General features: G+C 44.8%; 10 protein-coding genes and 2 tRNA genes. 11 read left to right on the top strand and 1 reads right to left on the bottom strand.

The window, feature by feature from the left end; genetic code table 11:
• Positions 1-70: 70 nt before the first annotated feature.
• Positions 71-144 (top strand) — tRNA-Pro (locus AB4Z30_RS25905).
• Between the two features lie 11 nt (positions 145-155).
• Positions 156-226: transfer RNA gene (locus AB4Z30_RS25900), tRNA-Gly, on the top strand.
• Between the two features lie 258 nt (positions 227-484).
• Here the strand turns inward: AB4Z30_RS25900 and AB4Z30_RS25895 are convergent.
• Positions 485-844: a WGxxGxxG family protein gene (locus AB4Z30_RS25895; RefSeq protein ID WP_441930309.1), complete on the bottom strand. Its 360-nt coding sequence runs from the start codon at positions 842-844 to the stop codon at positions 485-487.
• Positions 845-1,423: 579 nt separating this feature from the next.
• Between AB4Z30_RS25895 and ppc the strand changes: the two genes are divergently transcribed.
• From ppc to ectB, 9 genes are all read left to right on the top strand, one after another.
• Complete coding sequence (gene ppc / locus AB4Z30_RS25890; RefSeq protein ID WP_441930308.1) at positions 1,424-4,216, top strand: phosphoenolpyruvate carboxylase; 2,793 nt, start codon at positions 1,424-1,426, stop codon at positions 4,214-4,216.
• 245 nt (positions 4,217-4,461) lie between these two features.
• Entirely contained in the window at positions 4,462-5,028 is a 567-nt protein-coding gene (gene sigW, locus AB4Z30_RS25885; protein WP_441930307.1) for an RNA polymerase sigma factor SigW, read from the top strand.
• A 137-nt stretch (positions 5,029-5,165) separates the two neighbouring features.
• A complete protein-coding gene (locus tag AB4Z30_RS25880) occupies positions 5,166-5,780 on the top strand; it encodes a zf-HC2 domain-containing protein (RefSeq protein WP_441930312.1) in 615 nt (204 codons plus the stop codon).
• A gap of 290 nt (positions 5,781-6,070) precedes the next feature.
• Positions 6,071-6,910, top strand: coding sequence for a diadenylate cyclase CdaA (cdaA, locus tag AB4Z30_RS25875; RefSeq protein ID WP_441930306.1), 840 nt, complete (start codon positions 6,071-6,073; stop codon positions 6,908-6,910).
• Positions 6,903-8,387: a CdaR family protein gene (locus tag AB4Z30_RS25870; RefSeq protein WP_441930305.1), complete on the top strand. Its 1,485-nt coding sequence runs from the start codon at positions 6,903-6,905 to the stop codon at positions 8,385-8,387. Before cdaA ends, AB4Z30_RS25870 begins: the two co-directional genes overlap by 8 nt.
• A gap of 86 nt (positions 8,388-8,473) precedes the next feature.
• Positions 8,474-9,814 (top strand): phosphoglucosamine mutase, encoded by a 1,341-nt coding sequence (glmM, locus tag AB4Z30_RS25865; protein WP_441930304.1) that lies wholly within the window; start codon positions 8,474-8,476, stop codon positions 9,812-9,814.
• 348 nt (positions 9,815-10,162) lie between these two features.
• Complete coding sequence (locus AB4Z30_RS25860; RefSeq protein ID WP_441930303.1) at positions 10,163-10,333, top strand: hypothetical protein; 171 nt, start codon at positions 10,163-10,165, stop codon at positions 10,331-10,333.
• A 248-nt stretch (positions 10,334-10,581) separates the two neighbouring features.
• Positions 10,582-12,414 carry a glutamine--fructose-6-phosphate transaminase (isomerizing) gene (gene glmS, locus AB4Z30_RS25855; protein ID WP_441930302.1) on the top strand — a complete coding sequence of 611 codons (1,833 nt, stop codon included), beginning with the start codon at positions 10,582-10,584 and terminating at the stop codon, positions 12,412-12,414.
• 661 nt (positions 12,415-13,075) lie between these two features.
• Entirely contained in the window at positions 13,076-14,359 is a 1,284-nt protein-coding gene (gene ectB / locus AB4Z30_RS25850) for a diaminobutyrate--2-oxoglutarate transaminase (RefSeq protein ID WP_441930301.1), read from the top strand.
• The last annotated feature ends 248 nt before the right edge of the window (positions 14,360-14,607 follow it).

Here is a 14,607-nt window from a genome sequence, read left to right as displayed (position 1 = left end):
AGCGTTTGACTACGAATCAAAAGGCCGGGAGTTCGAATCTCTCAGGGCGCGCCATTATTTCCTTATATATCGGGATGTAGCTCAGCTTGGTAGAGCACCTGGTTTGGGACCAGGGGGTCGCATGTTCAAATCGTGTCATCCCGATTTTTGTTTATGCGGGTGTAGTTCAATGGTAGAACTTTAGCCTTCCAAGCTAATAGCGTGGGTTCGATTCCCATCACCCGCTTACTGATTCAGAACAAAGTCTCTGCATACATTGCAGGGACTTTGTTTATTTTACTAAACATTGCTTAATCTGAAATGTTAAGTATATACAGTGACAGGAAGCGATCTAAGGAATGGATCGCTCATATGTATTCTAAGAGCCAAGACCTTCATGAGAAGCACTACAGAAGGTCTTGGCTCTATTATGTTTGCTTTACGCTAGGGGACAGTGATGACCCATCCAGCAGCGTGGGTTTTACTTTTCAGAAGAACCAATAAATTAACGCTCGTGATGATCGGTCACTCTCTTACGCATGCCGGCCAATCCCAGTAATCCCAGCAAACCAAGCCATCCCCAGTCCATGCCCCTGTCACGGTCTGTTGTTGTAGCTGCATTCGTACGTACGCTATTTGTGCGGTAATCGCCATTGTTACGGTAATCACCATTCGTACGATAGTTACCATCCATGTTCATGTTCAAGTTGCTGTTTGTACGATCCATGTAATTGCTGTTTTGATACGATTGGACACGTGAACCATTGGTGTCGGTTCCTTTAGACATGTGGCCTTCAGCACCTGCAGGACCAGCAATCGAGGCAACCAGCAATACAGAAGCAATAATCGTTGTGGCTTTTTTCATGATGTGACTCCTCCTTTATGTTGTACGAACTATCAAATAATCTGCCCAAACACACAAGAACATTATGTAGTATGAGAAGTGTTAACTTATGGGGGAGTGATAAAACGAATGAGAGATACATAAGAAATCGTTGGAAAGCAGACGGTAAGTGTTACAAAATAAAAAAATCATCTTTAATTTATTACGTCAGTGTGGTAAAGTATACAAAAGCTTGCTTTGCCGGTCATGTTTCTTTGTAGCGTCTGTTATCAATGAATGGTAAAACTGGAGATTAGAAATGTTGCTTGCGTACAATCAGACCTATGTAAACGAACTGCATAATTATAAATTTTTTAGATTAGTTATGAGATTCAAGAGGTGTGAAAAGTACGTGAAAAAGGTATCATGCGACAGCATATGACCATTCATTGAAGCAGAACAAGAAAATGAATAAAAAAGCGTGTTTTTATGCTGTAATTCGGGGATAATCCCCATTTTTTCTAGTAGAAAAATAAAGATTTTCGTACCATTTTATTGTATGATGTTATGAAGGTGTCAAATTTACGTGTACGAATGGAACGATCAGATGGGAGGATAAGCATGACTGAAACTATGGTAACCGCCAGCAAAAGCCAATCCAACAACCTGCTTCGTAGAGACGTGCGGTTCCTGGGCAATATACTCGGAGAAGTTCTTGTCCATCAAGGCGGCACGGAGCTTCTAGATATCGTTGAGAAGATTCGGGAAACGAGCAAATCGTTACGTGCAGAGTTTTTGCCAGAACTGTATGAAGAGTTCAAAACGATGATCCAGGAATTAGACTCGGACAATCGTCATCAGGTTATTCGGGCTTTCGCTATTTATTTTCAATTAGTTAACATTGCTGAACAAAACCATCGGATTCGGCGTAAACGGGATTATGAGCGTTCTGCAGGGGATGCTGTGCAGCCGGGATCCATCGAAAAAGCAGTACAGGATTTGAAGGAACGTGGATTGTCTCATACCGAAGTAGAAGGGATTCTAGATGATTTATCTCTGGAACTCGTGATGACAGCTCATCCAACCGAGGCGATGCGCCGGGTTATTTTGGATATCCATAAACGGATCTCTGAAGATGTCATGCTACTCGATAATCCTACGCTGACGTTGCGTGAACGTGAACAACTGCGTGAGAAACTGTTGAACGAGGTTATTACCCTCTGGCAGACAGATGAGCTTCGCGATCGCAAACCGACTGTACTTGATGAAGTGCGGAACGGGATGTATTACTTTCATGAAACGCTGTTCCACGTACTTCCGGATGTATATCAGGAACTGGAACGCTGCCTGAATAAATTTTATCCAGACCATGACTGGCATGTGCCGACGTATTTGCGTTTCGGTTCCTGGATCGGTGGAGACCGGGATGGAAATCCATCGGTAACTTCAGATGTAACATGGCAGACGCTGTTAATGCAGCGCAAGCTCGCTTTGCGTGAATATCAGAGGATTATGATTGAACTTATGGGTCACCTCAGCTTCAGCACCAACATCATCCATATCTCGGATGAACTGGTCCAGTCGATTGAGCAGGATCGTAACTGTGTTACTTTGAAAAAAGTAGACATTTGGCGCAATGAAAAAGAGCCATACCGCATCAAACTGGCTTACATGATTGCCAAGTTGAACAATGTTCTTGATGAGAACAAGGTTGGTCAGCCGGATCGATACCAGAACGCTCAAGACCTTATTGATGATCTGTTAATTATCGACCGTAGCTTACGACATCATTTTGCGGACTATGTAGCGGATACAACAGTTCGTAAAATGATCCGTCAAGTTGAACTGTTCGGATTCCATACAGCTTCTTTGGATGTTCGTCAGCACAGTAAGGAACATGAAAGTGCAATGTCGGAAATTTTGGCGAAAATGAATATTGTAGACGATTATGCACGTCTGACAGAGGACGGTAAAATCGATCTCCTTGCTCGTTTGTTGGATGATCCAAGGCCGCTTACATCTCCTTACCATCAGTATACGGAAGGAACCAAAGAGTGTCTGGATGTATTCCGTACGATTAAGCGTGCTCAGAATGAATTCGGTACAGGCTGTATCACCAGCTACCTGATCAGTATGACACAAGGGGCAAGTGATCTGCTTGAAGTGATGGTGTTTGCCAAAGAGGTTGGTTTGTTCTCCAAAGGAGCAAACGGTGAAGTTATCTCTACACTGCAGGCTGTTCCATTGTTCGAGACGATTGACGACCTTCATGCGGCATCCGAGATTATGCAAAGACTCTTTAATCTGCCTGTGTATCGTGAAAGCGTTAAGGGACGTAATGAACTGCACGAAATTATGCTTGGTTACTCTGACAGTAACAAGGATGGCGGAGTAGTTACAGCCAACTGGGAATTGCGCGTAGCGATGAACGCGATTACTGCTGTGGGCAATGAACATGGTGTGAAGCTGAAGTTCTTCCATGGACGCGGCGGAGCACTCGGACGCGGCGGAATGCCTTTGAACCGTAGTATTCTTGCACAACCACCTCATACGATTGGCGGCGGCATCAAGATTACGGAACAAGGGGAGGTTATTTCGTCCCGTTATTCTTTGCAAGGGATTGCTTACCGCAGTCTAGAGCAAGCAACTTCAGCGCTGATTACAGCAGCTTTGAATGGTCTGGAGCCGCAAGAGTCTGCGTCTGAGCAAGCTTGGGATGAGATTATTAAAGACATCTCAGAAGTATCACTGACGAAGTATCAGGATCTCATTTTCCGTGACCCGGACTTCTTCACATTCTTTAAGGAGTCTACACCTCTTCCTGAGGTAGGCGAGCTCAACATCGGTTCAAGGCCATCCAAACGGAAGGGCAGTGACAAGTTTGAAGACTTGCGTGCGATTCCATGGGTATTTGCCTGGACACAAAGCCGTTATTTGCTTCCAGCTTGGTACGCGGCAGGTACGGGGCTACAAAGTTATTATCAGGGTAAAGAGGAAAATCTAAAAGTCCTGAAGGAAATGTATGCTAACTTCCCGTTCTTCCGTACACTAATTGATACGGTGCAGATGGCGATTGCCAAAGCAGATCTCGTGATTGCCAAAGAGTATTCGGCCATGACTTCCGACAAGGAAGCGCGTGATCGTATCTATGGTCAGATCGAAACGGAGTTTAAACTTACCAAAGAGCTGATTCTGAAAATTACAGGCGAAGCTGAAATTCTGGACGATGTGCCTGTTATACAGGAATCCATTCGATTGCGTAATCCGTATGTTGATCCACTTTCCTACATGCAGGTGCAGTTACTGAGTGAACTGCGCGATATGCGTGAGCGCGGTGATGATGATACAGAATTGCTCAGAGAAGTATTGCTTACCATTAATGGTATTGCTGCAGGATTGCGTAATACGGGTTGATACTTGACCTCAATCATTCATATGATGAATGATTTATGCCATAAAATAAATATCCGTCTCACTATTTTAAAGTCGAGATTAAACGGGACTCCTTTGGGAGTTCCCGTTTTTACTGTTTTTGGAGGATATTTTGTGATACAGTCTTGATTTTTGACCAAAGTTGATTTACGATTTGATTGGTGAATTACAAGTGTGGACGGGTATCAGAAGACGGAAGACCCATCAGCATGTCTGGGGGAATTAGGGTGGACAATTTGGAGAACAGGCTTGTGAAGCTGGTACTCAAGGGTGACCAGAGAGCCTTCGCAGAAATCGTTGAACTATACAAGGACAAGCTTTTCCATTTGGCATACCGGATGCTGAGCAACCGTCACGAAGCGGAGGACGTTGTTCAGGAGACGTTTTTGCGTGTGTTTCGAAATATGGAAAAATATGATCCGAATCAGAAATTCTCGACCTGGATCTATCGGATTGCAACGAATCTGTGTATCGATCGGTTGCGGAGAAAGAAACCTTCCTACTCGCTAGATGCTGAGCTTAATGATCAGGAAGGCTCTGACGGGTACGCGATGCTTCCCAGTGATGATCGAACACCGGAGAGTGAAGCACTTCTTTCCGAAACACAGACCCTCATCCGTGAGRCAATTGATAGCTTACCAGCCAAGTATAAGTCCGTTATGGTTTTGAGATACTTACAGGACTTGTCATTACAGGAGATCAGTGATGTCACAGGTATGCCCGTAACAACGATTAAGACAAGGGTGCACCGGGGGCGTGATTTTCTACGCAAAAAATTAGAATATAAATTATAATCTCAAGTTCACCCGAAATTTTAGGCAAAATTATTTGAAACATATCTGAAACGGGTGCGTATGAAATGTATGCAAGTCTTATGCGTGCTTTTTACAGGTGCATGGACTAAGTGTCTAAAGAAAGGATTGGCTCTCATATGGATTGCAACTCGGCCGTCTCTTTAATGCATGAATGTTTGGATGAGTCGTTGTCCCCGGAACAGAAGACTGAACTGAAAAGCCATCTGTTGATCTGTCCGGATTGTCGCATGCGCTTTAAAGAGTTGGAACAGACGGAAATGCTACTCTTTGCCATGAAACATTATTCACCGTCTGCCTCGGATGAGCTGACCAATCGAATTATGAACGCTCTGCCACAGCCCAAGAGACAGCAAATATGGCTCAAATGGGTCAAAGGACATCCCGCGCTGACGGCGGCAGCCTTCTTTTTGGTTGTGATGCTCTTTAGTGCCTTCAATTTCTGGAATCAGAACAACGAAATGGTCGTTAAGGGGAAGAGTCTGGATCAACTCGTGATTCAAGGCAACACGGTAATTGTTCCAGAAGGTAAGTCAGTTGCTGGCGATCTTACAATAGAGAATGGAACCGCTCAGGTATATGGAGATGTTGATGGTAATCTGACGGTCATCGACGGACAACTGTTTCAAGCATCGACAGCCCACGTATCAGGTCAGGTGAAAAGCATTGATCAGGCGCTGGACTGGTTCTGGTACAAAATAACCAATATGGTAGATGAAGTAGCTTACCGCTAATTCAGGGTATAACTTCACAGGTATATACCAAGCAGGGTACCTCCGAATTGCGTGGGGTGCTCTTTTTTTATTGCCTAAATTACAGATAAAGTGGAAAAAGGAAGCTTATATGCAGTTTGTGACTGGAGTAACTTGCAACCTGAACGGTAACGTTATAACCTAGATAGTAATAAGAACATACTACATATAGATAAGCATTGAATAAATGCGAAGAAGGGATTATGTAAAATCCCGAATGGTTAATATGAGATCAGGGTTTACTCATCAATGGGGATAGCGGGGGCTGGCTTATGAATTATTTTGCTGACTTAACGTGGAAAGAGTCCATTAAGGACGTTATCGATATATTGATCGTTACTTATATTATGTACAAACTGATTTTACTTGTACGGGGTACACGTGCGGTTCAGCTTCTGAAAGGGATTCTGTTCCTTGTGTTGATCTGGGCATTAAGCACGTGGCTAAACCTGTATACACTCAAGTGGCTAATGAACCAGATGTTTACGTTTGGGGTCGTTGCGGTGTTCATTATATTCCAACCGGAACTCCGCCGTGGTCTGGAGCAATTGGGTCGAGGCAAGTTATTTGGACGGTCAACTGCCGCAAGTGATGAAGAATTAACGGTGTTAATTGGTGAGATTATTAAGTCCGTTAACTACTTATCCCGCCGTAAAATAGGTGCACTGGTTGTCTTTGAGCGTGAAACAGGGCTGAATGACTACACAGAATCAGGGATCAAGATGCAATCTCTTGTTAGTTCTGAACTGATGATTAACATTTTTATTCCAAATACACCACTTCATGATGGAGCAGTCATCATCCAGGGAAAACAGATAACCGCAGCAGCTTGTTACTTGCCATTATCCGAGAATCCGTTTATCAGCAAGGAATTGGGTACACGCCATCGTGCGGCAATCGGAATAACGGAGGTGGCCGATGCAATCTGTCTGGTTGTTTCGGAGGAGACGGGACAAGTTTCTCTGGCGATGAATGGACAGGTAGTCCGTGATATTAAGGAAGAATCACTGATTGCCAAGCTATATGAGGAATTGCGTCCAACCTCCAATCTGAGCAAAAAGAATGCATGGTCAACCTTCTGGAAACGGAAGGGGGGACGTAACAATGGATAAATGGTTTAACAATAATACGTTTGCCAAAATACTTGCACTGGCAGTGAGTTTGCTTCTCTGGTTCATGATTCATCTCGATGAAGTTCCAACAACACCGACAATTACTACGGGCATATCCAGTAAGGTTGTGGAGCGTACAGTGCCTGTACAACCATATGGACTAGATAGCAATGCTTATGTTCTTACGTCTCTCAGCACTKATGAGGTAAGGCTGGAGATCAAAGGACAGCGTTCGATGCTGACATCGATTTTTACTAATGATGATTATAAAGTTCTGGTCGATTTGAGCCAAGTGAAGGATGGTTCTAATACATTGCCGCTTGTACCTGATCTGCCTTCCGGTGTCGAAGTGGTGAGTATGGAACCATCCATGGTGACGGTGAATGTGGAGAAATTGGGTACCAAATCGTTTAATGTGAATATTGTACCCGAAGGAGAGCCTTCGGCAGGATATACTGCTGGAACGCCCGTAGTTGAGCCTTCCGCTCCGGTTAAGGTTACTCTTCCGGAAGGGCAGCTTGAAGCTGTGGCGAGTGTTCAGGGCAGTGTGAGTGTGAAAGATGCGAAGGAAGAAGTGATTCAGAAGAAAGTGAAGCTTCAGGCATATGATGCTGAGGGTAAAGTAATCGAGAATGCGATGATCACGCCGCAAACGGTTGAGGTTCGTGTTCCGGTCAATCAGCCCTATACCAAAGTTCCCTTGAGGATTAAATATTCAGGACAGTTGCCAGACGGTCTGGTACTCTCCTCGGTTGAGCCGAGCGTGAAAGAAGTCTCGATTTATGGGAGTAAGGGTACACTTGCAGGTATACAGTCCTACGACCAAGCTACCCTTGATCTTACACAATTCACCGAGTCCGGAATATCTACAGTTAACGTAGACTTGACGCCGCCTTCCGGTTCTGAGAAAATCGAGCCTAGTTCGATTCAGATCAAGGTAACGGTGTCGCCCTATGATGAGGTTGAAACCACCACTAAGGTCTTTCCCAACGTTCCGATACATTTAAGTGGTGTAGGAAATGGGCTGGAAGGGGAGTTGGTTACTCCGAAAAGTGGTGGTCTAAATATTACTCTAACCGGATCACGAAACATGCTTGAAGGTCTAAGTGGTGATGACATCAAACTTATCGGTAATCTCCAAGGGCTTTCTGTGGGCACACATGAAATCAAACTGGAAGCGGATCTGCCCCGGTTTGCCAAGCTGAGTGAGGGCTCCAATAATTTGAGTGCTACGGTTAAGATCAGCGAGAAAGCAGAAGATGTGACTGCTCCTCCAGAGCAAAACTCCAGTGAGGATAATACATCAGTGCCGGACCCATCGCCGGCTGAAGTGGAGAATGGACAGCCAAACGCGGATGATCCTGCAGAAAATCAAAACGAATCGAATACGGAACAGCAGGATCAAAGTCAGGGAAGTGCAGCAACCAACAGTACGAATAATAGCAGCGGTGGTAGTAAATCAGGGCCTAATCCGTAATGATACATTGTTTTATGTATTTCAAATTCAAATTCAAAAATAATATGGATACACTCATATATGATGCAAATAGAAGGAGTTAGATCATGGGTAAATATTTTGGTACAGATGGTGTCAGAGGGGTTGCTAATAAGGAATTGACAGCGGAGCTAGCTTATAGCATCGGGCGATGTGGTGGTTATGTGCTTGCAGGTGGGGTGGAAAGACCTAAAGTCGTTATTGGCATGGATACACGAATCTCTGGGCTCATGCTAGAATCAGCTCTCGTAGCGGGTCTGTTGTCTATTGGTGCGGATGTTATTCGTTTGGGCGTTGTGTCTACTCCAGGTGTGGCTTACATTGCACGTTTGCTAAAAGCAGACGCGGGTGTAATGATTTCGGCTTCTCATAATCCGGTTGAGGATAACGGTATCAAATTTTTCGGTGGAGATGGCTTTAAGCTATCGGATGAAACAGAGAACCGGATTGAGGAACTAATGGATGCGGAAAAAGATGAGCTGCCGCGCCCAGTTGGTGCAGGTCTTGGAACTGTGACGGTAGATGAACAGTCTCGTTATCTTTATCTGGACTATCTCAAAACAACCGTATCCGAATCGTTCTCTGGTCTCAAAATTGTACTCGACTGTGCCAATGGTGCTGCTTATGAGCTGGCACCTAAATTATTTAGCGAGCTTGGTGCAGAAGTCATTGCTATTGGTGCCGAGCCTAACGGTCTGAACATTAATGAGCAATGTGGTTCAACTCATCCGGGACATTTGAAGCAAGAGGTGCTGAAGCATCAAGCGGATCTTGGTCTAGCTTTTGATGGGGATGCGGATCGTCTGATTGCCATTGATGAAACGGGTGCCGAAGTGGATGGTGACTTTATTCTGTGTATTTGCGGAGATGCGATGAATCGTGCAGGCAAACTGAAAGACAACACTGTAGTATCAACTGTAATGAGCAACATCGGTTTCTATAAAGCTACGGAGAAGCTTGCGCTGAAAACAGCCAAAACGGCAGTTGGTGATCGCTACGTGATGGAAGAGATGCGTCGTGGCGGATATAACTTGGGCGGCGAGCAGTCCGGTCATGTTATCTTCCTGGATTACAATACCACTGGCGATGGCATGCTGACGGCTATTCAACTCGTGGATACGCTGAAGGCTTCCGGTAAAAAGCTGAGTGAGCTGAAATCGATTATGACTCAGTACCCACAAGTACTGGTTAATGTTCGTGTGGAAGACAAGAGCAAATATGAGGGTAATGTTGCAATCGCTGAAGCCATTGCTGCAGTAGAAGAAAAGCTGGGAGATAATGGACGCGTATTGGTCCGTGCGTCAGGTACAGAGTCCCTGATTCGTGTAATGGCGGAAGGCCCAGATAAGGATGAACTGGAGCAGTTTGTATCCCAGATTGCTGATGTTGTGCAAAAAGAACTGGTATAGACCGCTAAGAAAACCCTGTTGTCATGCGATCTGAGTGTTACTTTTCACAAAATTGATTTCTTGGCATATGGTTATACAGAGGTTGAATTAATTCTAATTATTAATGATTCATTCATTGTTCCTGCGTCCGGGCCAGATAAGACCATGGGTCTGATTATTTGGCCTTGGAACGTGGGTAAATATGCTGAAATAGCTACAGGTACTTTGCTCCATTGCAAAATGGACCTAAGGTGCATATAATGAGTGGAGTCGTCATTCAGACACAGAAAGTGAGGATTGTAAGGTTACAGTTATACAAGCGCCAGAGCTTGAAGTTGCGCGGGACGCATGTTGGTGAATGTCTCTTTTATGAATTGTAGAGAAGACATGATGAACATGGACGGCAATCAAGCTGACGAGGTGGAGGTGTTCGGATTGTTCGGCGGGGACCTCCCGGTGATGCACCAGAGCCGTGAACCGGATTGCGGAAAATGGATGGGTGACTGTCCACACAACGCGCCGGTAGGTGCAAGAGATTAATTAAAATTAAAATGAATGTGCGTGAAGAGCGTAAACAGTGCGCGGACGGGAAAATGATGTACATTCATGATTGCATTCGTAATAGAGCATGAACACAGCGGGATGGCAGAAGGCCGTTCTGATCATTGATAATTGAATAGGAAATGATATTCATGATACGGTAAGCAATCTATCATTTTCCAATACGTCCACCTCTGCCTGTTTCTCTTCCTGACACAGTATTCATATACAAACGGAGGAACTAAATTATGTGTGGTATTGTTGGATATATTGGTAATAAGAACACTCAATCGGTATTGGTCGAAGGCTTAAAAAAGCTCGAGTATCGTGGTTATGACTCTGCAGGTATCGCTGTATTTACACCGCAAGGTCTGCAAATTACGAAAGCTCTTGGACGTTTGGCGAATCTTGAAGCAAAGCTGGATGGTGCTCCGTTGGTAGGTAATGCCGGAATTGGACACACTCGTTGGGCTACGCATGGTAAACCATCGGACGAGAACTCCCATCCACACACGGATGGAAGCCAGAAGTTCTCCGTTGTGCATAACGGGATTATTGAGAACTATCTGGAGCTGAAGGATGAGCTGATCTCCCAAGGTCACACGTTTACTTCCGAGACAGATACTGAAGTCATTTCTCATCTGGTTGCACGTGAGTACAATGGTGATATTGTTAAAACTGTACAAAAAGTGATCACGTTGTTGCGTGGTGCATTCGCACTGGGTGTATTGACAGAGCATGAGCCTGAGAAACTTGTTGCTGTGCGTCAAGCTAGCCCATTGATTATTGGTGTTGGTGAAGGCGAGAACTTCATTGGTTCTGATATCCCGGCAATTCTGGAACATACACGTAATGTGTACATTTTGAATGATGGTGAAATGGCTGTATTGACACATGATGCTGTCGAATTAATGACGATTGAGGGCAATTTTATTTCTCGGGAAATGATTCGTGTCGATTGGGATGCAGTAACCGCAGAAAAAGGCGGATTTGAGCACTTTATGTTGAAAGAGATTCATGAGCAACCAAAAGCATATCGTGATACAATGCTGGGTCGCATCGACAATGAAGGCAAAAAAGTGCAGCTTCCTGAGCTCAAAATGACGGAAGAGCAAATTAAAAATATTCGTAACATTCAGATTATTGCATGTGGTACGGCGTACCATGCAGGTCTGGTTGGACGTACAGTGATTGAGCAATTGGTGCGTATTCCGGTTGAAACGGATGTAGCTTCCGAGTATCGTTACCGCTCACCAATTGTAAACAAAGATACGCTTGTAATTGTAGTGAGCCAATCCGGTGAAACAGCAGATACGCTGGCAGCACTGCGTGAAGCTCAATCTAACGGTGCGCATGTACTGGCGATTACAAATGTTGTGGGTAGCTCGATTGCACGTGATGCAGACGATGTGATTGCTACATTGGCTGGTCCTGAGATCGCCGTGGCTTCCACTAAGGCATACACTTCCCAGTTAATCGCGTTCAACCTGCTTGGTCTGTACCTTGCACAAGTACGTGGTACACAAACTCAGGATGAGATTGCGCACACATTGGCAGCGATGCAAGCACTGCCTGAGCAAGTGGAATCCATGCTGGAGCAGGCAGACGCAATCAAAGGATATGCAGAGCAAATCTCCAAACATCAACATCTTTTCTTCATTGGCCGTGGGCTGGATTACGCGGTAGCTCAAGAAGGATCGTTGAAACTGAAAGAAATTTCTTATATCCACTCTGAAGCATATGCTGCAGGTGAGTTGAAACACGGTACACTTGCGTTGATCGAAGACGGTATCCCTGTTATTGCTTTGGCAACACAGGAGAACGTACTGGAGAAAACGGTAAGTAACATCAAAGAAGTAAAAGCACGTGGCGCAGACGTACTGGCGATTACGTACGAAGAGCACGTAGCTCCATTGCTGAAATCCGTGGACCAAGCGTTTGCAATTCCTAAGACGTTGCCACTACTGAGCCCAGCTCTGTCCGTTGTTGCATTGCAATTGCTGGCATATTACGCTTCCTTGGCTCTGGGTCACGATGTTGATAAACCACGTAACCTGGCGAAAAGTGTAACGGTTGAGTAGTATAAAAGTTGTGAATTGAAACGTAAGATGAAAGATTCATAGCCTTTAAAATGGAGCCCGAGAGATTAACTCGTGGCTCCTTTTTGAATTCCACAAAAACATCATACATATCCGCCCCTAGTGACCCTCATTTATTCTTTCAATTAAAATTTATCGCTGATTCAGAGTATGGCAAGAGGAAAGAAAATTTTAGTGAATCTTAATTAGTCATCTCAAGTACATAGGTTCAGAGGATCAGTAAAAATCTTAGGTGTTATATTCCAAAATTACCAAAATGTTTTGAGTAGTTTGATGAGGTGGATTCTCTCAAAAAAATACAAAAAATTCTATAAATCCCTCAAAATCGTTTATTATGTGTCGTATTATTAATATTTAATGTTGCTAAGATCTAATTTAACCAAAATTTTACTATACATTCTTTGGAAATTTGATATAATTCAACCTAGGTCGCCTTCCAATTATACTAAAAAATAGAATTGGTGGGTTTTTATACATACCGAAGCTATGCGCGAGAGACCAGTCCACTGGCTACCCAGCAAGCTGGCATGCGAGGACCGACAATTGTGGAAAATGACAGCCGAGAATTTGTTGCTCGATGACGTCAAAAGGTTCAGAAAGAATGAAGCTAACCTTATCCCAATTCCGATGGAGGATGAAGCGCGTGAGCATTTTTGAAAAGCTGGAATCCAACGTAAGATCGTATTGCAGAAGCTTTCCGGTAGTATTTGACCGGGCCAAGGAAGACCTGTTATATGCTGAGGATGGAAGAGCGTATATTGATTTTTTTGCAGGTGCAGGGGCACTGAATTACGGTCATAACAATGACTATATCAAGGATCGGATTCTCGATTACTTGACCTCTGACCGAATTATGCATGGTTTGGATATGTATACAATGGCTAAGCGAGAATTCATGCAGAGCTTTTCTGAGCGTATCCTCGAGCCAAAGAAGCTGAATTATAAGCTTCAATTCTGCGGTCCAACGGGAACAAACGCGGTGGAAGCGGCACTGAAGCTTGCACGCAAGGCCAAGAAGAGGACCGGGATATTCGCGTTCATGGGCGGCTTTCACGGTATGTCGCTTGGTAGCCTCTCGGCGACAAGCTCCAAGTCTATGAGGGAAGGGGCCGGACTTCCTCTGGATGGAGTCACATTCATGCCGCACCCGAGTGGGACTTTCGCAGAAATGGATACACTCGGCTATATTGAGAATATTTTGACGGATTCACACTCTGGAATCGATAAACCGGCCGCAATTCTACTAGAAACGGTACAAGCCGAAGGTGGAATTCATGTCGCTAACGTACAGTGGCTGCGCGGGCTGCAACAGCTTTGCCGCAGGCACGATATCCTGCTCATTACCGACGAGATTCAAGTTGGTTGCGGCCGAACAGGTGAGTTCTTCTCCTTCGAACGTGCGGGGATAGAGCCGGATCTTATTACCCTGTCGAAGTCCATCAGCGGATATGGCTTGCCAATGTCGCTCCTGCTTCTAAAGCCTGAACTGGATCTTTGGACGCCAGGGGAACACAATGGTACCTTCCGCGGTAACCAGCTCGCTTTTGTAGCTGCCAAGGCTGCTCTAGAGTTCCGAGATAGATCTGCTTTGGAAGAACAGGTGAAACAGAAGGAGGAATTTGTGCGCTCATTCCTTGATAAAGAGATCAAACCTCTGCATCCGTCCATCACCATCCGTGGAATTGGCTTGATCTGGGGCATTGACGTTTCGGGTTTCACAGATGAAGCCGGGGCGAAGAGGATGTCGGAGATTAGTTTCGAGAACGGGCTCATCATTGAAAGAGCTGGCAGAGGGGACATGGTGCTTAAGATCATGCCTCCGCTGACCGTTTCGATGGAGAATCTGGCTACTGGATGCGACATTATCAAGTCCAGTATTCAGCAGGTGATTTATCAGGAAAAACAGAGTTTGCTGGTAACAACCTAAAGTAGAGCAGGTCAGGGCTGCCCTACAGAGATAATAGGCATTGAAGTGCGTTCTGAGAGCGTGCAGCCCTGAAATAAATGAACATTTTGACCCCATTGGAACATTGTTGAAGCACCAATCGTCACATCTAATCGTCAGGAAAAGATCACTACCTCGCAGTCGGATCTTTACTTAACCACATCAGGGCTGCGGGGGATGTATAAAGTGTACATAGAGTCTATCAATACCCCTTAGACATAGCCTTCGGC

This window comes from Paenibacillus sp. 2TAF8, assembly GCF_052114825.1.
GTDB lineage: Bacteria > Bacillota > Bacilli > Paenibacillales > Paenibacillaceae > Paenibacillus.
Note: the sequence above shows the minus strand (reverse complement) of the source record. Positions and strands in the feature narration are given on the sequence as shown.

Coding starts and splice junctions, on each gene's coding strand:
- AB4Z30_RS25880 (WP_441930312.1), top strand. CDS start 5,166: ATGGATTGCAACTCGGCCGTCTCTTTAATGCATGAATGTTTGGATGAG.
- AB4Z30_RS25860 (WP_441930303.1), top strand. CDS start 10,163: ATGAATTGTAGAGAAGACATGATGAACATGGACGGCAATCAAGCTGAC.
- glmS (WP_441930302.1), top strand. CDS start 10,582: ATGTGTGGTATTGTTGGATATATTGGTAATAAGAACACTCAATCGGTA.
- cdaA (WP_441930306.1), top strand. CDS start 6,071: ATGAATTATTTTGCTGACTTAACGTGGAAAGAGTCCATTAAGGACGTT.
- AB4Z30_RS25895 (WP_441930309.1), bottom strand. CDS start 844: ATGAAAAAAGCCACAACGATTATTGCTTCTGTATTGCTGGTTGCCTCG.
- ppc (WP_441930308.1), top strand. CDS start 1,424: ATGACTGAAACTATGGTAACCGCCAGCAAAAGCCAATCCAACAACCTG.
- glmM (WP_441930304.1), top strand. CDS start 8,474: ATGGGTAAATATTTTGGTACAGATGGTGTCAGAGGGGTTGCTAATAAG.